At 69.6% G+C, this 23,591-nt stretch carries 18 protein-coding genes; 7 read left to right on the forward strand and 11 right to left on the reverse strand.

The window, feature by feature from the left end; all coding sequences use genetic code 11:
- Window positions 1–32: 32 nt before the first annotated feature.
- Window positions 33–1,691 carry a discoidin domain-containing protein gene (locus tag ACSHWB_RS32960; RefSeq protein WP_439657183.1) on the reverse strand — a complete coding sequence of 553 codons (1,659 nt, stop codon included), beginning with the start codon at window positions 1,689–1,691 and terminating at the stop codon, window positions 33–35.
- 269 nt (window positions 1,692–1,960) lie between these two features.
- Window positions 1,961–2,191: a hypothetical protein gene (locus tag ACSHWB_RS32965; protein WP_439657184.1), complete on the reverse strand. Its 231-nt coding sequence runs from the start codon at window positions 2,189–2,191 to the stop codon at window positions 1,961–1,963.
- Between the two features lie 149 nt (window positions 2,192–2,340).
- Between ACSHWB_RS32965 and ACSHWB_RS32970 the strand changes: the two genes are divergently transcribed.
- Both ACSHWB_RS32970 and ACSHWB_RS32975 read left to right on the forward strand, forming a co-directional pair.
- Window positions 2,341–2,565: a hypothetical protein gene (locus ACSHWB_RS32970; protein ID WP_439657185.1), complete on the forward strand. Its 225-nt coding sequence runs from the start codon at window positions 2,341–2,343 to the stop codon at window positions 2,563–2,565.
- A 12-nt stretch (window positions 2,566–2,577) separates the two neighbouring features.
- Entirely contained in the window at window positions 2,578–2,781 is a 204-nt protein-coding gene (locus ACSHWB_RS32975) for a cold-shock protein (RefSeq protein WP_439657186.1), read from the forward strand.
- A gap of 57 nt (window positions 2,782–2,838) precedes the next feature.
- Here ACSHWB_RS32975 and dinB read toward each other — a convergent pair whose 3' ends face one another.
- Genes dinB through ACSHWB_RS32990 form a run of 3 tightly spaced genes read right to left on the reverse strand, consistent with a single transcriptional unit; the run spans window position 2,839 to window position 6,373 of the window.
- Window positions 2,839–4,029 (reverse strand): DNA polymerase IV, encoded by a 1,191-nt coding sequence (gene dinB / locus ACSHWB_RS32980; RefSeq protein ID WP_439657187.1) that lies wholly within the window; start codon window positions 4,027–4,029, stop codon window positions 2,839–2,841.
- A gap of 37 nt (window positions 4,030–4,066) precedes the next feature.
- Window positions 4,067–5,029, reverse strand: coding sequence for a serine hydrolase domain-containing protein (locus ACSHWB_RS32985; RefSeq protein ID WP_439657188.1), 963 nt, complete (start codon window positions 5,027–5,029; stop codon window positions 4,067–4,069).
- Window positions 5,030–5,038: 9 nt separating this feature from the next.
- Window positions 5,039–6,373: an MFS transporter gene (locus tag ACSHWB_RS32990; protein ID WP_439657189.1), complete on the reverse strand. Its 1,335-nt coding sequence runs from the start codon at window positions 6,371–6,373 to the stop codon at window positions 5,039–5,041.
- 135 nt (window positions 6,374–6,508) lie between these two features.
- Here ACSHWB_RS32990 and ACSHWB_RS32995 point away from each other — a divergent pair, with 135 nt between their 5' ends.
- Together ACSHWB_RS32995 and ACSHWB_RS33000 are read left to right on the forward strand one after the other, a co-directional pair.
- Window positions 6,509–8,104, forward strand: a complete 1,596-nt coding sequence (locus ACSHWB_RS32995) for a phospholipid carrier-dependent glycosyltransferase (protein ID WP_439657190.1) — start codon at window positions 6,509–6,511, stop codon at window positions 8,102–8,104.
- A 132-nt stretch (window positions 8,105–8,236) separates the two neighbouring features.
- Window positions 8,237–10,042, forward strand: coding sequence for a trypsin-like serine protease (locus ACSHWB_RS33000; RefSeq protein WP_439657191.1), 1,806 nt, complete (start codon window positions 8,237–8,239; stop codon window positions 10,040–10,042).
- Window positions 10,043–10,117: 75 nt separating this feature from the next.
- On the opposite strand, the gene ACSHWB_RS33005 is transcribed toward ACSHWB_RS33000, so the two are convergent.
- Both ACSHWB_RS33005 and ACSHWB_RS33010 read right to left on the reverse strand, forming a co-directional pair.
- A complete protein-coding gene (locus ACSHWB_RS33005) occupies window positions 10,118–11,650 on the reverse strand; it encodes a S8 family serine peptidase (RefSeq protein WP_439657192.1) in 1,533 nt (510 codons plus the stop codon).
- 21 nt (window positions 11,651–11,671) lie between these two features.
- Window positions 11,672–13,234, reverse strand: a complete 1,563-nt coding sequence (locus ACSHWB_RS33010) for a S8 family serine peptidase (RefSeq protein WP_439657193.1) — start codon at window positions 13,232–13,234, stop codon at window positions 11,672–11,674.
- A 136-nt stretch (window positions 13,235–13,370) separates the two neighbouring features.
- On the opposite strand from ACSHWB_RS33010, the gene ACSHWB_RS33015 reads away from it, so the two are divergent.
- A complete protein-coding gene (locus ACSHWB_RS33015) occupies window positions 13,371–16,268 on the forward strand; it encodes an ATP-binding protein (protein ID WP_439657194.1) in 2,898 nt (965 codons plus the stop codon).
- 130 nt (window positions 16,269–16,398) lie between these two features.
- Window positions 16,399–16,683 (forward strand): hypothetical protein, encoded by a 285-nt coding sequence (locus ACSHWB_RS33020; protein ID WP_439657195.1) that lies wholly within the window; start codon window positions 16,399–16,401, stop codon window positions 16,681–16,683.
- Window positions 16,684–16,727: 44 nt separating this feature from the next.
- Here the strand turns inward: ACSHWB_RS33020 and ACSHWB_RS33025 are convergent, their stop codons facing one another.
- On the reverse strand, window positions 16,728–17,414 hold the full coding sequence (locus ACSHWB_RS33025) for an SDR family NAD(P)-dependent oxidoreductase (protein ID WP_439657196.1): 687 nt from the start codon (window positions 17,412–17,414) through the stop codon (window positions 16,728–16,730).
- 48 nt (window positions 17,415–17,462) lie between these two features.
- Window positions 17,463–17,855 (reverse strand): ester cyclase, encoded by a 393-nt coding sequence (locus ACSHWB_RS33030; RefSeq protein WP_439657197.1) that lies wholly within the window; start codon window positions 17,853–17,855, stop codon window positions 17,463–17,465.
- 107 nt (window positions 17,856–17,962) lie between these two features.
- Here ACSHWB_RS33030 and ACSHWB_RS33035 point away from each other — a divergent pair, with 107 nt between their 5' ends.
- Window positions 17,963–18,583 carry a TetR/AcrR family transcriptional regulator gene (locus ACSHWB_RS33035; RefSeq protein ID WP_439657198.1) on the forward strand — a complete coding sequence of 207 codons (621 nt, stop codon included), beginning with the start codon at window positions 17,963–17,965 and terminating at the stop codon, window positions 18,581–18,583.
- Here the strand turns inward: ACSHWB_RS33035 and ACSHWB_RS33040 are convergent.
- Window positions 18,568–21,432: an alpha-L-rhamnosidase-related protein gene (locus tag ACSHWB_RS33040; RefSeq protein ID WP_439657199.1), complete on the reverse strand. Its 2,865-nt coding sequence runs from the start codon at window positions 21,430–21,432 to the stop codon at window positions 18,568–18,570. The two genes, ACSHWB_RS33035 and ACSHWB_RS33040, sit on opposite strands and share 16 nt — an antisense overlap.
- A gap of 73 nt (window positions 21,433–21,505) precedes the next feature.
- A complete protein-coding gene (locus ACSHWB_RS33045) occupies window positions 21,506–23,086 on the reverse strand; it encodes a glycoside hydrolase family 76 protein (RefSeq protein WP_439657200.1) in 1,581 nt (526 codons plus the stop codon).
- Window positions 23,087–23,591: the final 505 nt, after the last annotated feature.

Raw genomic sequence — 23,591 nt, forward strand, 5'->3', positions numbered from 1 at the left:
AACTAGAACACGTTTCAGTTTTCAAGAGTCCATCAGGTGTAGAGCGTCAGCCCCGACAGCTGGCCCGCCGGCCAGCCCGTGTTGCCGGTGAACGTGATCCGCACGTACCTGACCTGCGTCCCTGGCAGGGTGGCCATGGCCGAGTTGCCGGTCGCGGGGTCGAAGACGTATCCGGCCGGCTGCGCGAGCGGGCTGAACGACTGGCCGTTCGCGCTGCCCTCGATCGTCACGGTCTGGGTCCGCCGTCCCCACGCCGGGTTCGGTGGGAGCGTGAGCACCGCGCGACGCACGGCGTGGGCGGCCCCGAGGTCGACCTGGACCCACTGCGGGAAGGCGTTGTTCGCGCTCTCCCAGTAGGAGTGCGGATCGGCGTCGACGGCGAACCCGCTGCCGTAGGCTTGAGTCTGCGAGCTCTGGGTCGTCGGCCGTCCGGCGGCCAGGTCGACGTCCGGCGTGGGCGGTCCGCCGACCCACGGCTGGGTCGGCCGGATCGCGGTCAGGGCGATCTGGCCCTTGAGCATCCGGCCGCCGTCGCCGGTCAGCCTCATGTAGTAGTCGGCCGAGCAACGCGTGCCGTCCTCGTCCAGCGCGAGATAACCGGACCCCACGGGCACGTCGGCCGGCGTCTCCGCGGTCTTGCAGATCTGGTTGCCCTCGTTGAACTCGTCGAACATCGAGATGTAGATGCCTTGTGCGCCAAGCCTGACCATGTTGTAGAACTGCCGCCACATGAAGTCGCCGTGCAGCCGTTGCCGCGAGCCGACATCGCCCGGCAGCACGCACGGCTGGTAGTCGATCCCGCGCGCGTTGCACTCGGCCTGGTCGGGGCTGTTCACGTTGGTGTAGAAGCGATCCGTGTCCGCCGGTGTGCCGATCCGGCCGACCATCCACGGCGAGATCATGTCGAAGCTGCGGTAGACGCCTCCGAAACCCTGCCGCGAGTCCTCGATCTCCAGCCGCCAGTGCGTTGGAACACCGCCGATCACGTAACAGCCGCGCGCCTTGAACCAGTTGACGACGTCCTGGCACGCCTCCGGCCCGAAAGGACGGCCCGGGTCGTTGAACCCGAAACCCCAGATGCAGACGACGGGCTTGCCGTTCTGCCGGGCGTAGGCCGACGACGACGTGTACGCGGACATCTTGTTCAGCCAGTCGGTCTTGATCTCCGACTGCATGTTCGTCCAGTTCGTGACGTCGTACATGATGTAGAACTTCCGCCCGGTCGCCTCGGCGGCGGGCCGGACGTGCGCGGTCACGGCGTCGCGGATCGGGCCCTCGCCGCCGGTCGGGTTGAAGCGCTGCAACGCGGCCGTGTCGATGTTGTTGTCGCGCATCCACTGGAAGTGGACGTCGACGGTCTGCCGGTCGTAGTTGGAGAACAGCGTGGCGGGGCGTCCGTCACCGAGGTTGGCGAACGCGGTCTGGTAGGTGCGCGTGTAGTCGCGGACGTCGGGCCACGCGACGATCGAGCTGGTGGGTGGCGCGGGCGGCTGGCTCCAGTTGTCGTTCCAGTGCCACCAGCCGTCGATGGGGGAGTTGTCCCCCCGGCAGGCGAACCAGCCCTGGTACCCGACGGTGATCTTGCCGACGACGTCGCCGGGAGGACTGGCCGCCCGCGCGGGGGCCGGCAGGAGCCCCAGCGCGGGTACGGCCATGGCGGTGCTGAGCAGTGTGCGGCGTGACAGGGACATCGCGAACTCCTTTGTCGGCGATTCGACTCCAGAGTGCAAGATGTGAACAGGATCACGCAAGAACTTGACGAACCGGTCTTTTGGTCGCCGGGACAGAGGTGCAGGGGCGGCCGGAAGTCGGTGGCGGCGTCGCCTGCTTCCCCGTGCCGGTGCCGGTGTTCGTCACCGAGGCGCTGCCCTTGTCGTCACCGACATCGGCTGGGAGACGTGGAGGACATCGGTGATCCCGTTGCCCGAGTCGGCGTCGTGCCGATCCACCTGATCTGACGTCAGCGGTTCGAGGTGGGGAACCGGCCGTCGGAGCTGCCGAGCGCGACCAGTTCGGTGTACTGGTCCTGCCAGGACCTCTCGGTGGCGAGCAGGTCGGCGAGCCGTTGCACCCACTCCTCGTCGACCGTTCGCGAGGTGCTTGCGGCCAGGTGGCGGGCGGTCTCCTCGCGTGCTTTGAGCCATTCGGACAGCGTGGGGGCGAGCACCGGTCCGCCTTGGTCAGCTGGCATGGATCGACAGTACGCGGTGCGCGTGGTGCTCGCCCCAGGTCATTGGGCTACTGTGGGACCGGTCGGGGCACCAGCTGACGGCAACCAGCCGCTGCGGTCCCCGGTCCCCGTCCGGTCCGGCGTTTCCGGCCGGAGACAGGAGCACCGGCTTGCAGCCGGAATTCCAGCCTTCACCTTCTTCCCGGTTCGGCAAGCGGCACGCGGCTCAGGACTTCGAGCAGGCGCGGCTGAACGCAGAGAACACCGGGATCCTCCACCAGCGTCAGGCCGCCAAACGAGTGGCGGAACACTCCCTCGACGTCGGCGACTGCCGTGAACTGCTGTCCATGCTCGGCCTGGCGAACCTGCCGGCCTCCACCGCACTTCACGCATAAAGGGGCACGCAGGTGAATCGAGGAACCGTCAAGTGGTTCAACGGCAGCAAGGGTTTCGGCTTCATCGCGCCTGAGGGCGGCGGGCCGGACCTGTTCGTGCACCAGTCAGAGGTGCAGGACTACAGCTTCCACGGCATTCCCGAGAACCAGGCCGTGGAGTTCGAGATCGGCGAGGGCCAGAAGGGCCCGCAGGCCCGCTCCGTGCGCCTCGTCTGACCTGCCCCGGCAGGTCCACTGTGGAGTGAGCTGGCCGCGCCTGCTCACTCCACGGCGTCAGTCCGGCAGCAGCGGCACCGAGATGCCCGGATCTCGGCCCAGCAGGGCCGCCCGCGTCACCGATCGGGACCCGAAGCGGTCCCGCACGTCGTCCAGCGCGGCGTCCAAAGCCCCCGGCTTCTGCTCCTCGAACGGCAGCGTCATCTGCATCGGCGCGTCGTTCTGCAGGTTGGTGAGGGACACGCCCAGCAACGTGATGCCCCGGCTCTCGATCAGCGGCATCGCCGTGCCGAGCAGCTCCCTCGCCGACGCCAGCAGCACCTCGGTCTCCGTCGTCGGATGTCGCAACGTGTGCGAACGCGTCGCCCTCGTGAAGTCGGCGAACCGCAGGCGCAGCACCACGGTCCGGCACGCGCGATGAGCCGTGCGCAGCCGCCGGGAGATGCCGTCGAGCAACGACGCGAGGATGGCGTCCAGGTCGTCACGGGTGCGTTCCCGGCGCCCCAACGCGCGCTGCGAACCGATCGAACTTCGGCGCCGTCCAGTGTGGACCGGACGAGGATCGTGGTTGTGCGCCAACGCGTACAGGTGCCTGCCCGCCGCCCGGCCGATCATGGAGACGAGCGCGATCTCCCCTAGAGCGGCTACCTCGCCGACTGTCCGCAGCCCCAGGTCGTGCAGCCTGGCCGCGGTCACCTCACCCACGCCCCACAGCCGTTCGACCGGCAGCGGGTGCAGGAACTCCAGCTCGTGGTCGGCGGGCACGACCAGCAGCCCGTCCGGTTTCGCCACCCCGCTCGCGACCTTGGCCAGGAACTTCGTCCGCGCCACCCCGACCGTGATCGGCAGGCCGACCTGCGCCAGCACGTCCGCCCGCAGTCGTGCGGCGATCACCTCCGGCGGACCCGCGATCCGGTGCAGACCGCCGACGTCGAGGAACGCCTCGTCGATCGACACGCCCTCGACCAGCGGCGTCGTGCCGCGGAACACCTCGAACACGGCCTTGCTCGCCGCCGAGTAGGCCGACATCCGCGGCGGCACGACGATCGCGTCCGGACAGAGGCGACGGGCCTTCGTGCCGCCCATCGCCGTGCGCACGCCGAACGCCTTGGCTTCGTAGCTCGCGGCCAGCACCACTCCGCCGCCCACGATCACCGGGCGGCCGCGCAGGCTCGGGTCGTCCCGCTGCTCGACCGACGCGTAGAACGCGTCGAGGTCGGCGTGCAGGATCGGGGTGCTCACGAACACATGTTCGCATCAGTCACCCGTTCAGAACAGTGGCTGCTTACGTGAGCGCGCGGGCGATCGGCCAGACACCGGCGGAGGTGTTCGACAGCACCGTGATGGTCGTGCCGGTGTGAGGGTCGTGAGTGGACTTGAACGACTCCCCGGCGTCGTACCCGGCGAGGATCACGGTGTCGCTGGTCTCGTGCAGCCAGAACCCGAGGCCGTAGCGCAGCGACTCCTCCGGCACGTCGTGGCGCGGCCTCGTGACCACCTCGGCGTCGTCGCCGGCGAACAGCGCGCGCCAGAACTTCGACATGTCGCCCGCGGTGGTGTGGATGCCGCCGTCCCCGGTCGCGAGCACGGGCAGGTGGAAGACGTTGGAGCGGTCGAGGCCTTCGAGATAACCCACGGCGGCGTCTGCGGGGAGCTCGTCGGAGCGCAGGAAGTCGGTCCTGGTCATGTCCGCCGGCCGGAGCACGCGCTCGCGGACGAGGTCGTGGTAGCCCTGCCCGCTCGCTCGTTCGGCCAGCAGCGCGAGGACCACGTAGCCGCCGTTGCAGTAGCCGAACCGCTCGCCGGCCTTGAACTTCGTGGGAATCCCGTCCAGCAACGGCAGGAACGCCTCCGTGGTGGTCAGCGTGTGCACCGCGCCCATCACGTAGTCGTCGACCTGCCAGTCGCCCTCCTCGTCGAGGTAGTCGCCGATGCCGGACGTGTGCGTGAGCAGGTGCTCGACCGTGACGTCGTCGGCGATCAGCGGGAGGTCGTCGCCGAGCAACGACCGTGCGGTGGTGTCGAGCGACAGTGCGCCTTGGCGGATCAGGGAGAGCACGGTCAGCGCGGTGAAACCCTTGCCGCCGCTGGCGATGCCGAACCTGGTGTCCACGGTGTTGGGCACGCCGTACGCGCGGTTGGCGAGCCCGTAGGCCTTCGCGAACTCGATCTCCCCGGCGCGGTCGATCTGGACCACGCCGGAGAAACCGGTGTCCTCGGCGATCTCGTCGATGTCTCCCAACGGCATTCGCGCAGGCTAGCCCTGCGCCAACGCCGTGCCGAAACGGGTTTCCGGTGACCGGATCCCGCGCAGCAACACCAGCGGCGCCAACGCCACGACCGCGGCCAGCACGAAGCCGAACCGGAAGGACGCCCCTGTCGTGAGCAACGCCGCCGCGACCTGGACGCCCAGCGCCGCACCGATCGCCCGTGCGATCCCGCACGCGGCCGCAGCGACACCGGTGTCCTGCTCGCCGACCGAGGAGATCGCGGCCGTGTAGGTGGCCGTGGACGCGGTCCCGACGCCGAGCCCGAGCGTCACCAGCATCCCTACCGCGATCTGCCACGGCACGTCGTGCCAGCCGGCCACGAACAACGTGCCCACGGCCGTGAGCGCCAGCCCGGCGGCCATGGCGGTCCTGGTGCCCACCCGCCGCGTGAACAGCCCGGACAACGGCCCGACCACGACGGCGACCAGCACGGTGGGGAAGAGGTACAGGCTGATCTCGCTGGCCGTCGCGCCGAACCCGGAGAGCAGCTGCGGCACCAGGAAGTACGTCGCCGAGTAGCTCGCCCCGAGCGCCCCGAACGTGAGACCCGCCCTCCACACCGACCGCAGGACACCGAGATCGACCAGCGGGTGTTCGGCACGACGTTCGACCACCACCCACCCGAAGCCGAACGCGGCCGTCAGCACGAGCAGCACGGCGGCGGCCGCAAGTCCTTGCGGCGCCAGGAAAAGGGCCAGCATGAGCGTGGCGAGCGCCAGCGCCAGCAACACCCCGCCCGGCCAGTCCAGCCGGGTTCGCCGCACCTGCACCGGTCCCGGCAGCGCGATCGGCGCGATGATCGCCACACCCGCCACGACCAGTGCCGGGAGCAGGAACATCCACTGCCGCGAGAAGGCGTCGGCGAGCGGTCCGGCGGCGAGCACACCCAGTCCACTGCCGACGGTGAACAGGCCGGTGAGCACGCCGATCGCGACCGGCGTCTCCTTGAACAGCTGCCGTGCCAACACGAACGACACCGGCAGCACGCCGCCGCCCAGTCCCTGCAGGAACTGCCCGAGCAGGATCACGGGGAACGACGTGGCGAACGCCGACAGCACCGCCCCGGCCACGATGCACCAGGTCAGCACGAGCAGGATCCGCCGCCCGCCGCGGTCGTCGGCGATCTTGGCGACGATCGGCATGGTGATCGCCGAGGTGATGATCAGGGTCGTGGACAGCAGGCCGGCCTGGGCCGGGTCGAGGCCGAGCTCTCGTTGCAACAGCGGGAGCGCGGGGAACGGGATGCTTTCCAAAGCGCCGATCGTGACGGCCAACGCCGCCAGGACGGCCATCGCGGGGCGGGTGGATCTGAGCGTGGTCACGGCTGGTCTCCCTCGTCCGGGGGCCAGTAAAGCTACAAGGTGTAGCTGAAATCCGACAGGGTCTTTCGCAACAATCTGTAGCGGAAGTGGCCGAGCAACCTAAACGGCGGGCGCCCCGTTTCGGAAAGTGTCGGGTTGTTCACCCATCTGAAAGGACGCGCGACCTTGTCGCTCGCCACGATCCAGCGCCCCGCCGAGGTGTCCCCGCCGCCCGTGCGGGTCAAGGCACCGCGGCGGTGGCTGTTCGGGCTGGCCGCGGCCGTGCTCCTGGCCCAGATGGCCATCGCCATGATCACCACGGCGGTGCAGCAGACGCCGACCATCGACGAGCCGGTCTACCTCGGCGCGTCGGTCGTCTACCTGGAACAGCACAGCCTGCGGTACAACCCGGAGCACCCGCCGCTCGGCAAGCTGATCATGGCGACCGGGCTCGCGTTCGCGGACGCACGGCTCGACCCTGCCTTCCAGGGCGACCAGACGGAACTCGGCCGGCACCTGCTCTACGAGTCGGGCAACGACCCGGCCAAGCTGTTGCTGCTGGCCAGACTGCCGATGATCGTCCTCACGCTGTTGTTCGGCGTGGTCGTCTTCCTGTTCGCCGCGGACATCACGAACCGGTCGGGCGGGCTCGTCGCCCTTGCGCTGTACGCGTTCTCGCCCGACCTCATCGCGCACGGATCGCTGGCCACACTGGACGTTCCGGCGGCCGGGTTCGTGCTCACGTCGGTCTGGCTGGTGTGGCGGGCACGCGCCAACCCGGCGCTCTACCTGCCGCTCGCCGCACTGGCCCTCGGCGCGGCGCTGGCCACGAAGATGAACACCCTGGCCGCCGTCCCGGTGGTGCTGTTCCTGGTGTTCTGGCAGGCCCGCGCCAAGGCCGCGCTCGCCGTGGCGCTGATCGCGGTCGCGGTGGTGTGGGTGTCCTACCTCGCCGTGGATCCGTTGCTGCGCTGGGAGTCCCCGCCGGGCCTGCCGTCCGCGCCGGTCGGCTGGCTGCCGTTCCCCGAGCCCTACCTCGACGGGATGCGCGTGCAGGCCGGCTTCGAGAACCGGGTGTGGGGCGGCTACCTGTTCGGCACGCACTACGAGGGTTCGCACTGGTACTACCTGCCGGCCGCGTTGCTGGTGAAGACACCGCTGGGCGCGCTGCTCCTGTGGGCGGCCGGTGCAGTCGCCCTGGTCAAACGCCCCGCGGCGGCCTACGTGCTGGCACCCGCGGCCGTGCTGCTGGCCGTGGCCATGACCGGCAGCCGCGACCTCGGCGTCCGGTACGCGATCTTCGTGCCGATGTTCCTCGCCGTCGCCGCCGCGGTGGTCGCGCACCGCCGCTGGGCCGCGCTCGCGGTCGCGCTGGTCGCCGCGAGTTCACTGTGGACGTTCCCGTACTACCTGCCGTACTCCAACGAGGTGTTCGGCGGCCCGTCGAAGACCCACCTGCACCTGCACGACTCCAACGTCGACTGGGGCCAGGACCTCGGCAGACTGGCCGAGCGGCTGAAGCGTTACCCCGCTGAACGCATGTGGCTCGTCTACAAGGGCGCCGGCGTGCCCGAGCACTACGGGATCCACGCCGAGGATCCGCGCGGGGTGCCGGAGGACCAGGTGCACGGGCTGCTCGTCGTGTCCAACACGGCCATCGCCAAGGCCGACGAAGCCCTGATGGCGTTGATCGACACGAGCGCGCCGATCGACGTCGTGGGCCACTCCATCACGATCTTCCGCAGGGCGTAGGGAGAAAGTTCCGTACCCCTACGGATGCGGACCCTGATTGTTCCGCACGTGCACGCCTCCGACAGTGATCGCAGCGAACGCCCGCCGTCCCTGCCCTGAGGTGGACGTTCCTGATCTCCGAGAGGAACCAACGTGACGAGAACACCACGGTCCTGGGGCCTGCTGGCCCTGGTCGCGGCCACGGTGCTGGCACCCGTCAGCATCGCGAACGCCGCGCCACCGAACGCCCCTGCGGCGAACTACCTGGGGGACACCGTCCCCGCGAACCTCGGTGACGCCTCGCCCATGTTCGTCGGCGGGCAGAACGCCACCGTGAGCGAGTTCCCCGGCATCATCGCGGGCATCCGCGCCGGTGGCACCCGGCCGCAGGGTCAGACCTGCACCGGCACCGTCGTGGCACCGCGCAAGATCCTCATCGCGGCGCACTGCGCGGACGCCCAGGGGGAGAAGAAGTTCGTCTACGGGCTCGACGACCTCAAGGACTACAACAACGGCAACGGCACCGGGTTCGCCGTGAACGTCGTCAGCTACAAGAAGCACCCGAAGTACGTCAACTTCGACCAGGGCTTCGACGTCGCCGTCGTGACCGTGGACCGCGACATCGCGCTCAAGGGCGGTGCCGCGTACCCGAAGTTCGCCACCTCGGCGGACTCCGGCGGTGCGGCGCCAGGCAAGACGGGCCTCGGTTTCGGCTACGGCAAGAAGGACTTCAACGACAACTCGGCGGACGTCACCCTCGACAAGGCGAGCCTGCCGGTCGTCAACGGCGACAGCGTCTGCCAGGGCGTCGGCGCGGGCTTCAAGTCGGCGACCATGATCTGCGCCGGGTACTCCGACGGCCGGATCTCGATCCTGCCCGGTGACAGCGGCGGCCCGCTGATCTTCGACGGCAAGATCTACGGCGTCGCGTCGTGGAGCCGGTCGGACTTCAAGTGGTACTCGGTCTACGGCCGCCTGGACAACGAGATGGGCGACTGGGTCAAGACCGAGGTCGGCGAGCAGCCCCCGGTCGGTGACTTCGGGCTGACCGTCGCGCCGGGCAGCGGTTCGGTGGCGGCGGGCAAGACGCTGTCGGCCGCGATCAACACCACCGCCGGCTCGGGTGGCGCGGAGAACGCCACGCTGTCCGCGTCCGGTCTGCCCAGCGGTGTGAAGGCCGTGTTCCAGCCGACGTCGGTGACCACCGGCAACTCGGCCAAGGTCACGTTCGACGCCACCACCTCGGCACCGAACGGCACCTACGAGGTCTCGATCACGGGCACGACGTCGAGCGGCAAGACCGCGTCCGGCAAGTACTCGCTGACCGTCACCGGTGGTGGCGACCCGCAGCCGGGCGACTTCACGCTGGGCGCATCGCCGAGCAGTGTGAAGGCGGCCAAGGGCAAGTACGTCTCCACGACGATCTCGTCCAACGGCGACGGTCAGACGATCACCCTGTCGGCAAGCGGTGTGCCCAGTGGCGTGAAGGCCACGTTCCAGCCGACCTCGGTCGGCGCGGGCAGCTCGTCCAAGCTGACGCTGGACGTGTCCGGCACCGCGACCGCCGGCACCTCGACCGTCACGGTCATCGGCACCGACGCGGGCGGGAAGACCGCCACCACCACGGTGTCGCTGACGGTCGAGGGCAGCGAACCGCCGACCGGTGAGGTCACGGTGACCGCGTCGCCGTCGTCCGCCACCGTCAAGCAGGGCCTGCTCGGCCAGACCGTCGTGAAGGCCAGCGGTGGCACGGGGAACCTGACGCTCACCGCGTCCGGTGTGCCCACCGGCGCGCAGCTCTCGTTCAACCCGGCCACGATCGGCCAGAACGGCAGCAGCAACGTCTGGGTCTTCACCAACTTCTCCACCCCGCCCGGCACCTACCCGATCACCATCAAGGCCACCTCGGCCGACGGGAAGACCGGCACGACGACGTTCACGCTGACCGTCACCCGCTAGACCCCCTCCAGGGGAACAGGGAAGCGCCCCGGAGCCGGCATCAGCAGGCTCCGGGGCTCTTTTGTTGCGCGACAATCAGACCGTGAGGGTCCAGGTGTCGATGTTGCCGACGTCGTAGGTGTAGACGTCCTTCACCTGCAGCTTCCAGGTGCCGTTGCGTGCTTCCGAAGACAGGTCGACGGTGTACGTCTCGTGGATGCCGGCGGAAGACGAAGCCCCGCCGGCCTTCTTGAGGACGTACGTCTTGCCGGACGGGCTGACCAGGTCGACGGCCAGATCGCCGGTGTAGGTGTGGTTGACGTCGACCTTGACGGTTGCCGAGGCCGTGGAGTTGCCGGTGCAGCCCGAGATCGTCACCGACGACGAGACGGCGGCGCCTGCGTCCGGAATGGACACGTCGTCACCGTTCGTGCCGGGACCGCACTGCGGGTCGGGCCCTCCGCCGATGAAACCGCTGTAGAGCAGCTTGTTCGGCGAACCGGAACCCGGGTTGGTGACCTTGCCGGAGGTGGCGCCGTTCACCAGTGCGTCGCGCAGGGCCTGTGGGCTCGCGGACGGGTTGGCCGACAGGTACAGGGCCGCGACCCCCGCGACGTGCGGGGTGGCCATGGACGTGCCGGACATGGTGGTGCTGCCGCCGTTCAGCCCGAGCGAGGTGATGTTGTCACCCGGCGCGAAGATGTCCGTGCAGGTGCCGTAGTTCGAGAACGAGGCACGCGCGTCGTTGGACGAGGTCGCGTTCACCGTGATCAGCGACGAGATCTTCGCCGGGCCGGTGGAGCAGGCGTCGGTCGAGCTGTTGCCCGACGCGACCGCCATCTGCACGCCGGAGGCGACCATGCCGGCGATGGCGTCGTTGCCGATGTCGGCGGTGTCGAAGGTCCAGGAGGCGTTGACCACGGCGGGCTTCTGCGCGTTCGCCGTGATCCACTCGATGGCCTTGACACCCGCCGAGTCGGGTCCGTTGCCGGTGCAGCTCGTGCCGAGCATGCGGACCGAGACCAGCTTGGCCTTCTTCGCCACGCCGTAGGTCTTCGAGCCCACCGTGCCCGCCACGTGCGTGCCGTGACCCGAGCAGTCCTGGCCGTTCTGGCCGTCCTCGATGAAGTCGGCGCCCACGGACGCGCGTCCCTCGAAGTCGGCGATCCCGGTCTTCACGCCCGTGTCGGTGATGTAGACCGTCACGTTCGACGCGCCGCCGCCGGGGTAGTTGTACTTCTTGTCCAGCGGCAGCGAGACCTGGTCCACGCGGTCCAGGCCCCACGTCGGGTTGTCCTGCACGTCGAGCGCCCGCGCGGTGCCGTCCTGGTAGACGGCCTTGACGGCGGGGTCGGCCGCCAGCCTCCGCGCGGCGGCCTCGGTCAGGTTCTTGACCTGGAAACCGCGCATGGCGTGGGAGAACACGGCGTCGAGGTTGCCGCCGTACTTCTGGGTCAGTGCCTGGGACGACGCCTGGATGGCGGCGCCCGGCTTGAGCGAGACGATGAAGCTGCCGCCGGCCGCGGGGTTGCGGGCCTTGACGAAGTCCGCCTCAGCCGCCTGAGCCGGGGTGACCAGCAGGGAGGAGGCGATGGCGAGAACGGCGAGCCCGCAGGTGGTGCGGTGCATGGGAAGTCCTTCCGGGCGTCGTCAGAACGTCAGGGTCCAGGTGTCGATGTTCCCGGCGTCGTAGGTCCAGACGTCGGTCACCTGCAACTTCCACGTGCCGTTGCGGTTCTCCGCGGAGGCGTCGACCGTGAAGGTCTCGTGCACGCCGCCGGTGGAGGTGGTGCCACGCGCCTTCTTGAGGCTGTAGGTGGCACCGGACGGACCGACCAGGTCGATGGCCAGGTCAGCGGTGTAGGGGTGGTTGATGTCGACCTTGATCGAGGTGGCGGTCGAGGCCTTGCCGGTGCAGCCGGTCACGCTCACCGAGGAGGTCACCGCGGTGTTGTTGTCCGGAATGGACACGTCGTCCCCGTTGGTGGCCGCGGCACACGGCTCCGGGTCGGGTCCACCGCCGCCGATGAAGCTGATGTTGAGCAGCTTGTTCGGCGAGCCCTGCAGGTCGGTGATCTTGCCGGTCGTGGCGTTGTTCACCAGCGCGTCGCGAACCTGGGCAGGGGTCGCGGACGGGTTCGCGGACACGTACAGCGCGGCGGCACCCACGACGTGCGGGGTGGCCATCGAGGTGCCGCCCATCGACGTGGTGCCACCGCCGTTCTTGGTGGAGGTGATGTTCGAGCCGGGGCCGAAGAGGTCGACGCACGAACCCCAGTTCGACGCCTGGCCGCCGGTGTAGATCGAGCGCTTGTCGGCCGAGTCGCTGGCGGCCACCGTGATGGCCTCCGGCACGCGCGCGGGGGTGGTCTGGCAGGCGTCACCGTTGTTGTTGCCCGCCGCCAGGCCGAACGTCACGCCCGCCGCGATCGCGCGCTTCACCGCGTTGTCCACAGTGGAGTCCGCGCCGCCGCCGAGGCTCATGTTCGCCACGGCCGGCTTCTTCGCGTTCTGCGCGACCCAGTCGATGCCCTTGATGATCTGCGAGTACTGGCCGTTGCCGGAGCAGTCGAGCACGCGGACCGCGACCAGGTTGACCTTCTTCGCCACGCCGTACGTCTTCGAGCCGACCGTGCCGGCGACGTGCGTGCCGTGGCCCTGGCAGTCCGAGGCGTCCGCGTCGTTGTCGATGAAGTCGTAGCCGTCCTTGGCGCGGCCCTCGAACTCGGTGTGCGCCTTGTAGATCCCGGTGTCCAGGATGTACGCGGTCACGTTCGACGCGGTGTTCGGGTAGGTGTACTTCGCGTCCACGGGCAGGTTCGCCTGGTCGATCCGGTCCAGGCCCCACGTCGGGTTCGTCTGGGTGTCGGACATCCGCGCCCAGCCGTCCTGCTGCACGTAGGCCACCGACGGGTCGGTCGCGAGCCTGCGCGCCGCCGCCTCGTCCAGCTTCACCGCGAAGCCGCGCACCGACGCGACGTAGGTGTTGCTGACCTTGCCGCCGTGCTTGCGGGCGAGGTCGAGCGCCTTGGCGTTGGTGGTGGGAACGTCGCTGGCACCGTCCTTGAACACGACGATGTAGCTGCCCGCGACGGGCTGGGCGGACTGCTGGATCGAACCCGTTTGAGCGGAAACAGGGCTGCTCACCGCCGCCGCGACGGCCAGGCCGATGCCCGTCGCCGCGAGCACGCGTGTTGTGCGGTCAAGTCGCATCTCTGGATCTCCGTTCTCCGGTCGCCTCGGCAGGGGTGGGCGACCACGTGCGGATCACCATCGGGCGAGCGGGAACGGCGAACAATCCGGATATCTCTACGTAGGGATACCCGTCTTTCGCCTAACATCGGTGCGGATGAGCCGGACACCGAAGTCCAGGGCGCGGCGCTGCGACCCCGGCGGACTGATGCGCACCAGCTCGCCGGTGCTGGTGGGGCGAGGTGACCAGCTCGGCGCGCTGCGCGCCGCCGTGCCGAGCCAGCCCGCGGTGATCATGATCGAGGGTGAGGCGGGCGTCGGGAAGTCACGCCTGGTGCGCGAGCTCCTGGACGCCGACCTGGGGCCGATCTCCGTCCTCATGGGCCACTGCCAGCCGGTGGGGGAGCCGTTCCCGTACGGGGCGGTGCTGGAAGCGTTGCGCGACTGCACGGATCGCCTGGCGCGCAACCATTCGAAGCTCAGCCCGGTGTCGGGTGTGCTCGGTTCGCTGCTGCCGGAGCTCGCCGGGCACCTGCCGCCGCCACTTCCCCCGACCGGTGACCCGAGGGCCGACCGGCACCGGCTGTTCCGGGCGATGCGCGAGCTGATCGGCGTGCTCGGGCCGGTGCTGCTGGTCGTGGAGGACCTGCACTGGGCCGACGACGGGTCGCGGCAGCTGCTGCGGTTCCTGATGGGGGATCCGCCGGCGAACCTGTCCATCGTGGTCACCTACCGGCGCGAGGACGTGCCTGGTGGCGTGCCGCTGGGGTCGGCGTACCGGCCGCCGACCGGGATCACCAGCGCGTTGCTCGAGCTCGAACCGCTCGACGTGGCCGAGGTGCGGGCGCTGACGTCCGCGATCCTCGACGGCGAGCCCGTGTCGGCGGAGTTCGCGGCCAAGCTGCACGAGCGCACGGCGGGCATCCCGTTCGTGGTCGAGGAAACGTTGCGGGCGTTGCGAAATCCCGCGGGCGCTGTGCACGCGGACGGTGCCACGGCCCGACGGCTGCTCGACAACGTGGACGTGCCGGTCCTGCTGCGGGACGCCATCGCCGAGCGCCTGGCCGCGCTGCCCGCCGCCGCCACGCGGCTGGTCCAGGCCGCCGCCGTGCTGGGCGCGCCCGCGTCGCTCGAACTGCTCGGTGAGGTCGCCGAGATCAGCGAGAGTCGTGCTGCGCTGACGCACGCGTTGACGGGCCATGTTCTGCACGAGGTCGACGCACGGCGGTACGGCTTCCGGCACGCGTTGGCCCAGCAGGCCGTCTACGACACGTTGAGCGGACCGGACCGCCAGGAGCTGCACCACCGCGCGGTCGAGGTGCTCGACCAGGTCGAACCGCGCCCGCTGGTCCAGCTCGCCGAGCACAGCGAACGCGCCGGGCTCACGTCCCGGTGGCTGCACTACGGCGAGGCCGCCGCCGACAGGGCCGTCGAGAACGGCGACGCGGGCACGGCCACCGCCCTGCTGCAACGGCTGCTGCTCGACCCCGGCGTGCCCGCGGCCGACGTCGACCGGCTCGCGATCAAGCTCGGCCAGATCGCCCACCAGGGCCTCGACCAGCTGGATCCGACCGAGGCGCTGGAACGCCTGCTGTCCGACCGCCGCCTGTCGACCGCCGCGCGCGGGCAGGTCCGGCACTACCGGGGTGTGCTGCTGATCCGTCAGGCCGGCGGGATCGAGGAGGCCCGTTCCGAGCTCGAACGCGCGGTCGCCGATCTGACCGAGTGCCCCGACCTGGCGGCGCGCGGCGAGGCCGTGCTGGGGCTGTCCTACCTGGGCATGACCCCGATGAGCGAGGTCCAGCCGTGGCTCGACCGGGTCAGCAGGACGCGTGCGGCCGAGACCGATCCCGAGCAGAAGATGGCGTTGTACGCCAACGAGGTCGGTTCCAAGATGCACACGGGCGACCCGTCGGTGCTGGCCGAGTGGGGGTTCCGGCCCGCGACCACGTCCGGCGAACTCCGTCAGCTCGCCCGCGCCCACTGCAACCTCGCCGACGCCATGACCACGACCGGTCACCTGCGCCGGTGCGCCGACCTGCTGCGCGACGGCCTGCGGTTCGCCGCCGAGTGCGGCGCCCCGTTCACCGCGAGCACCGCCCACGCGACGAAGGCCCGCCTGGACTGGCTGACCGGCGACTGGGAGGGCCTCGCGGAACGCGCGCAGACCCTCCTCGACGAGTACCGCGACCTGTTCCCGCTGGCCAGCGAGCTGTGCCTGATCCTGGGCTCGCTGGCGACGGCACGAGGGGAGTGGGCGGAGGCGACCAGCTACCTCACCGAGACCGGCGCGTTCGCCCCCGAGGAGTCGATCGTCCCGGTCGCCATCGCGGGCTGCGCGGCGCTCGCCCGCACGATGCTGGCCCAGGACGAGATCACCCGTGCCTGCGTGGACGTCGACCGCGGCCTGGCGATCGTGCGCACCAAGGGCGTGTGGGTGTGGGCGACCGAGCTCGGCCCGGTCGCCGTGGCCACGTTCCTCGCGGCCGGGCGCGAGACCGACGCCGAGACGCTGATCGAGGAGATCGCCGCGGGGATCGAGAACCGCGACGCCCCGATGGCGTTCGCCGCCCTGGCCTGGTCCCGCGGCCTGCTCGCCGAGGCACGCGGTCAGCTCGATCCGGCCGTGTCGCTCTTCCGCGAGGCCGCCGACCGGTACTCGGCGCTGCCCGCGCCCTACTTCACCGCGCTGGTCGCCGAACGCGAGGCAGCCTGTCTGCTGTCGTCCGACCAGGAGAAGGCGGCCGAGATCCTGTCGTCGCTGGTCGACACGTTCGACGGCCTGGGCGCGACCAGGGACGCGGCCCGCTGCCGGCACCAGCTGCGCAGCATCGGCGGTGGCAAACCGTCGCGGCGGGGCAGGCGCGGGTACGGCGACGAGCTGTCGCCGCGCGAGCAGGAGGTCGCGCGGCTGCTGGTCGCAGGGCACACCAACCGCAAGATCGCCGACGTGCTGTTCCTGTCGCCGCGGACCGTCGAGCAGCACGCGGCGCGGGTGCTGCGCAAGCTCGGGGTGTCGTCGCGGGCCGAGCTGCAGGCCGAGGACCTCGCCTAGGTCACACCGCGTTGCTCGACGCGCCGGCCGCGGAGAACGTCGCGCTGCTCGGACCCGTTGTGGTGGCGGGGAAGCGGGGCACCTGAACCTCCACGGCCAGATCACCGTCGCCACCTGCGCCGACTTCGGCATGCCCGGCGCCAAGAACGTGGTGTTCGGCGAGGTCGTCGCCGACAACGGCTTCCGCGTCATGGCCTACGACGTCCCCGGAGCCGACGAGCCCGTCGTGGCCGGCGAGCCCACCACCCGCAAGGAGAACGGCACCACGATCACGACCGAGCCGGTCTTCGTTTCCGTACAGGGCGAGAGCCTCGAGGAGGTCGGCCCGATCTGGGAACGCCAGACCGACGTCGGCCCGATCGACGTGGCGTACTTGCCGCCCGAACTCGCGCAGCCCGCCCTGCGCCGCCGCTGACGCGGCGGCCGTCCTCAGTCCGAACAGCGCGCCGGGTCAGCCTTCTACCAAGGCAGTTCGCCGGCTTCGTCCTGCAGCGTTCCAGTAGGACCGTCCGGGCCGAGCGTCGCCAGACGCACGACGACCTTGGCGCTGTCCTGCACGGCCCGCCCGATTCCGAACGCCGCGGTCATGTCGGTGGCGGTCGGGCCGGGCTCGACCGCGTTGAACTTGATGCCTGGGTGGGCCTTGGCGTACTGGACCGTCAACATGGTCGCCGCCGCCTTGGACGCGGCGTAGAGCGCGAGCGGCAACTGGTACTCGGCCCGTTCGGGGTTGGTCACCGCCCAGAACGACCCCATGCTGCTCGACACCGTGACCACCGTGGGATTCGAAGACTTGCGCAGCAAGGGAAGCGCCGCCTCCGTGACGCGTACGATCCCGACCGCGTTGGTGTCGAAGGCGCGCAGGGCCGCGGGGCCGTCGAGGGCCTCGTTGGCGAGGATGCCCGCGTTGTGGACCAGGACGTCCAGCCGTCCCTCGGCCGCGCCGATGGTCGCCAGCGCGGCGCTCACCGACGCGTCATCGGTCACGTCGAGCTGTACGAACCGCGCACCCAGGTCCGCCGCGGCCTTCTCTCCCCGCTCGACGTCACGCGCGCCGATGTAGACGACGTGGCCCAGCGCCTGAAGCTGTTTCGCCGTCTCGTGACCGATGCCCTTGTTGGCCCCGGTGATCAGTGTGATGGTCATGCTCTTCCTCTCGGAGTACGTGGCGTGAGCGGGCGGTGCGACTGGAAGTCAGGCGGTCAGCTGGCGGCGGAGTTCGGCGGCGTCGTGCAGGGCCGTCATGTGGATGAAGCGCCCGTCCCGGACCTGGTAGACGGCGAACTCGGCGATCTCGAACGAGGCACCGGTCGGTGCCACGCCGAGCCATTCCTTCACCGGGGTGCCCGTGTTGACGAGACGCGCGGCCAGCCGGTCGCCGTCGAAGAGCAGTTCCTCGAGTTCCCAGTGCAGGTCCGGAACCGCTTCGACGTCTGCCCTCTGCACCGCGAGGATGTCCTCGCGGGTGGCAGGCTCGCCGTTCAACGTGGTGCGGTCGTTGATGAACTGGTCCATGCGATCGGTCTCGTGCGCGTTGATCGCATCGATGTAGCGCAGGTAGAACGAGCGCAAATCACTGTCGGACATCGGATACCTCTTCTGTGCGCGACGCCGACCACTTCTGGAGCGATCGATGCAGAACGTGACCGTAGCACGTTCTGCAGTGATCGGTTCAAAAGAGGTAGGCTGTGGTCGTGGGGACCACACCGCGCCGCGCTACCGGACGACCTCGAGGGTTCGACCCCGACGAGGCGCTCGAGCGCGCCATGCGCGTCTTCTGGGAGCAGGGATACGAAGGCGCCAGCCTGAACAACCTGACGGACGCCATGGGCATCTCCACGGCCAGCATGTACGCGACCTTCGGCAACAAGGAACAGCTGTTCCGCAAGGCGCTGGAGCGCTACGACGAAGGTCAGAGCGCCTACGCGATCCAGGCCTTGACGGAACCGACCGCCCTCGGTGTCGTCACCGCGCTGCTGAACGGCACCGTCCAGACGACCACTCGCCCGGCGCAGCCCCAGGGGTGCCTGGGCGTGCAGGGCGCCCTCGCCACCGGCGACTCCGGGCGTGAGGTCCGCAAACTCCTCGTCGACTGGCGCAACGACGGGCACGCCCGCATCCACGAGCGGCTCCAGCGGGCCGTCGAGGAAGGCGACCTTCCGCCGGAGACGGACGCGGGCCTCCTCAGCCGCTATGTCCACACCCTGCAGGCGGGCATCGCCGTGCAGGCGGCCAGCGGTGTGAGCCGGGAGGAGCTCCAGGAGCTGGTCGATGCCGCACTGCGCAACTGGCCGGTGTTTTACGGGGTCAGGTAGCAGGTCTTCGCGACCCCGTTCAGCGGGTCGGTGCCGAACGCGGCGGCCGTGCAGGCCGTGCCTCCTGTGAACGACCGGTAGACGAACGCACCTCGTGCGCCGAAGGCGACTGTGCGCTGCCCGGAGAATCCGCACGTGGCACCTTCGCCCGCGCACGACGTGGAGTAGCCGGGAGGGCTGCCGTTCCTGGTGTAGCAGGCTTTGGCCTCACCGGGAATCGGATCGCCGCCGAACGACCCGTTCGCGCACGAGGTGTTTCCGGTGGCGTTGACGTACCGGAACGCGCCATACGCCCCGTAGGCCACCGGTTGGCCGTTGACCGCCGGACATGTGCCGCCCTCGCCCGCGCACTGGCTCCATCCTCCTGCGGGCGGGCCGGCCGTTGCGACGTAACAGGACTTCGCGACGCCGCCGATCGGATCACCGAAGACGGCGTTGGTGCACTGGGTGGTGGAGCTGAACACCCGGTAGATGAAGGCACCGTTCGCACCGTAGGCGACGTTGCGGCCGTAGCCGGTGATGGTGCAGGTGCCGTTCTCGGCCGCGCACTCCGTGTATCCGGCCGGGGCGCCGAGCGGTGCGACGTAACAGGACTTGGCGACGTTCGCGGCCGGGTCGGCACCGAACGCGTCGTTCGCGCAGGAGATACCGGACGTCGCGGTCTTGAACGTGTGGCTGCCTGCGCCGTAGGCGACGTTGCGGGTGCCGGTGAAGGTGCACCGGCCGTTCTCGGTGGCGCAGTGCGTGTACCCGGCCGGGAGCTCACCCGAGATGGGGAGTGGGGGAGCGGTCGGGTTGCCGAGTCCGGTGGCGGTCACGTCGTAGGTGCCGGGGGCGACGCCGGTGAGGTAGATGTGGGTGTCGTCCTGGGTGGCTCCGCCGATGCCCGGCCGGGGCGTGAAGGTGTTGTTGCTCCACACGACGGCACCGTTGACCGACACCGACACGGTGGTGCCGCTGAGTTTCGGCACACCGATGCGGCCTGTCGTGTTGCCGGGACTGGTGAGCCGGGCGGTGTAGGTGCCCGCGCCGGGATTGCGGGACCAGGCGGCGTTGAGCTGACCCTGGGGCAGCGTGATGCGGCCTTCGGCACTCGTGAGGTCACCGGGGTGCGGCACGAAGCGGTACTGGCCCACCTGGGGTTCCGGCGCGGTGCCGAGCACGTGGAAGGTCAGGGCCGAGGTCGGGCCGCTCGACCAGCCGTGCGCAAGGCTCATGAACGACCCGCCGTAGGCGAGGCCACCGTCGGCGTTGATGCCTTCCCAGAACGTGCTCTTCGTGCCGATCGGGCTGTCCAGCATGTAGCCCCACGTGCGGCGCATCTGGGCGAGGGCGGTGAAGTCGTTGTTGGCGGTGAAGTGCGCGTGCACCTCCATGCCGCCGGTGAACGGGTGCACGTTGCCGCCCCACTCGGGAGTGGTTGCACCGAAAGAGTTCCAGCGAGTGCTGAGCTTCTGGGTGATGCCGGTGTTCTTCGCCGTTGAGTCGGTCAGGCCGTACCAGACCGCGAGCGCGTTGCCGTCCTGCGGATGGAGGTTGCTCGTGGGGTTGTCGCGGTACATGCCCGCGTTCGCGTCCCAGAGGCGGGAGTTCACCGCGGTCTTCAACGCCGCGGCCCTGCTCGTGTAGCTCGCCGCCAGTGCGTTGTCCCCCTTGACGTTCGCGAGGGTGGCGCCACCGGTGAGGGCCGCGTAGAGCAACGCGTTCGCCTGGACGTTCTCCCCGCCCTGGCCGGCGCGGGCCCAGTCCTGGGTGCGGGTCACGGTGAGCAGGTTGCTGCCGCCGATCTTGGCGATGATGAACTGCATCCCGCGCGTGTAGCGCTCCCAGACCGAGTCGAGCCAGGCCCTGTCGGCGGAGTAGTTGTAGTACAACGCCGTGCCGTGCAGGGTCCACGTGTGGTAGGTGTCCGAGCCCTTGAGGTTGAACGGCGGGCCGGACCAGGGGATCTCCCCGTTCCCGTCCTGCGCGTTGTACATGGTGGTCAGTGCGTTGCGGGTGGCTTCGAGCTCGTTCATCGACGCGTAGGCGGTCGGGACCGCGATGCCGAGGTCGCCCGGCCAGACGGTCCGGTCCCGTTTCGCGCCGTCGACCAGGACGGAGTTGCCGACCCCGGCGGTCGCGCCGTTGTCCCACTCGGACTGTGGCGGAGGCCAGGCCCGGCCCTGGTTGGACGCGATGACGTTGGTCTGCACGGTGTACGCACCGGCGTACCAGATCCGGTTGAGCAGGTTGTCGCTGGAGTAGAAGTAGTTCGCGTAGTCCGCGGGGTTCGACTTGCCCGGTGCGGCGGTGAAGTTCAGCGAGACGCCGGTGAGATCCGCCCAGCCGCTCGTGTTCAGAAAGACCGTCAGATAACGGAATCCGCCCCGCAGTCTCGCTGAGGGCATCACGTACGTGCCGTTCGTGGGGGCGTTGCCGTAGAGCGCGCCGTCGGCGTTGCCGCCACTGCTGGCGTCACTGGATCGTCCGATGTGGAGGGACGACTCGGTGAACGCCAGTCCGACCCGCTGACCGTCGCTGGTGGCGCCGAAGGAGAGCGTGGCGATCCCGCCGACCTCCTTGCCGAAGTCGAGCGTGATCGACGAGTTCGTGCCGGACAGCCGGGTCGGTTGCCCGGACAGGACGTTCTGCGGGTTGGCGACCGAACCGGAGGTGCCCTGCACGGCGGCCGGCCGCACCGTCCGGGACGTCGGTGAGAGGTTCAGCGCCTCGACGGCACCGGGTGGTGCCGCCACCGCGGCCAGGGCGGCGGGCAGTGGCGGGGTTCCGGGTTGGGCCGCGACGGGCAGCGGTGCCGTCGAGAGACCCACCAGCAGCAAAGCACTCATCAGACCGGCTGTGCGCATCAACTGTCTCCAGCCATGGTTGTAACGTTTCAATTCGACGGCGAACGAGATCTCCGTTGCTGTGCCTGGGAAATCAGCCGGCGGCGTTCATCAGGTCCACCGCGCTGTGCTGCCGGGCAGCGTCACTGCGCTGGAACGGCCCTGCCCACGGCTGGTCGTAGGAGTCGGCGCTGGAGCGGTCCCGTGCGTGGGCGGTGTCCGCCTGGCGCCGCAGATAGCTCGTGTACGGGCGGTCCGCCAGCGCCCGGTTCAGCGCGGCCAGACCCCGGACGTAGATTCCCTTGAAGGACGGGACATCTCCGCCGCCACCGTCGTCGAACAGGATGCCGCCGGGGTTGAGGAAGCCGCTGCTGGTCGAGGCGTCGGCGAGGGAGCGCGCCTTGGCGAGCAGGCTCGCGTCACCGGTGGCCCGGTGCAGCTCCGTCAGCGCGGCGAGCGGAACACCCTGGTTGTAGCTCCACGGCGTGAAGCCGTTGTTGGTGCAGGTGGCGGTCAGGCCGTCGTTGACCAGGTTGGCGCTGTTGATCATCTTGCTGTCGAGGAACCAGGTCCAGCCGGTCCTGGCGCGTTGCAGGAAGCGGGTGTCGCCGGGGATCCTGTTGTGCAGGGCGGCGTTGAGCTGCACGTACAGCGCGTTGGTGATCGCGTTCTTGTAGTTGCGGGCCGAGCTCCACCAGACACCGCCGCCGCACACCGAGTCCCAGTACCGGAAGATGTGGTCCGCGCCGGCCCTGGCGGTGTTCAGGTACCTGCTGTCGCCGGTCAGGTCGTAGGCGGCCAGCCAGGCCAGGCCCCACCAGGCGATGTCGTCGTTGTAGTCGTTGATGAAGTTGCCCTGCCAGGCCGGGAGGTTGAGGTCGTAGGTGCGGGCGATGGCGTAGCGGTAGCTGGGCATCCCGGTCACCCGGATGTTGTCGATGATCGCGGTGAGCGCGTTGGCGGAGTTCCACCAGCTGGTCGTGTCGAACAGGCCGTTGCCGAGGTTGTAGCGCTCCATCAACGCCGTCGCCGCGGCTGTCCGGCGGTCACCGGCGTTCCACGTCGTGCGAAACCAACTGGTGCACGCGATCGTGGACGACCCGCCCGGCCGGCCGCACGCGCGCAGCAGACCGACGCCGTAGCCGGCCCAGTCGTCCACGTTGAACATCATCGTGCGCCAGTCGCCGAAGCCGGCCGGGACCGCCGTGTTGCCGAGCCTGGAGCCGGAACCCCAGCTCTCCCCGGCGTCGAACGACCGGTCCAGCCACACCTCGTCGCCCTGCCCGGCGGCGGAGATCGCCGCCCAGCCCATCGCGTCGGTGTCGTTGAAGTGCAGGGAGATCCGGCGCCCGCCGACGGTGACGGTCTGGGCGTGCCGGTCCGCCGGTGCCAGGGCGGGGTCGCGGGCGTCGCAGTACCTGTTGCAGATGACGGCCGCTGCTGCCGGCGCGGCGTTTCCCGTGGACGGCGGGCTGCTGGTCGTCGGCGCGGTGGTGCCGGGCCGGTAGGGGGAGCGCCGTGCGCTGGGCGGCAGTGAAGGGTCGCGGTTGTCGCAGTAGTTGTCGCACTCCGCGGTGGGCTGAACCACCGGTGGCGCAACGGCTGCCGACTCCGGCGGTGCCGCCACGACGAGTGCGGACACGAGCAGGGACGCGAGCAGGGCGATTCTCGACATTGAGACCTCCCGGTGCAGGGGGTGGGCGGTCAGGCGAGTGCGCCTGGGCAACTTGCCCGGGCGCACCGGTTCGGTTGAGCGCGTCGCGGTCGGCAGCCCAGCAGGCCGCGGAGTTCGTCGCCGTGGTGAGGTGGGCGAAGTACCGCGTGAAGATGCCCTTGAACTGCTTCTGGTTGTCATCGCAGGAGATCTGGCCCACGGCACGGGACTCGGCGAGCACGGCACGTCGACCACGCTCCTGCTGTGGGAACGCTCTCATGGTCTTGCGTCCGGGGCGGCCGGTCAACGGTGTGGTGGGCTGATGGCCAGGCGTGGCCTCAGGTCGTGTCTTCCCGATGCAGGGAATTCGATGGTCGTGCTCACCAGCGCGACTGTCAATAGAACGTTTCAACCCGCGGCATGTCTGTCCGGTCCTGTCAGTTCAGGACGCGGACCGATCAGAAGTTGAACCTCTCAACTTCCGTGTGCGACACCACACTCCATGTTCAGCAATCGCTGAACCTGC

The sequence above is a fragment of the Lentzea sp. HUAS TT2 genome, from assembly GCF_051853195.1.
In the GTDB taxonomy this organism is placed as follows: Bacteria; Actinomycetota; Actinomycetes; order Mycobacteriales; family Pseudonocardiaceae; genus Lentzea.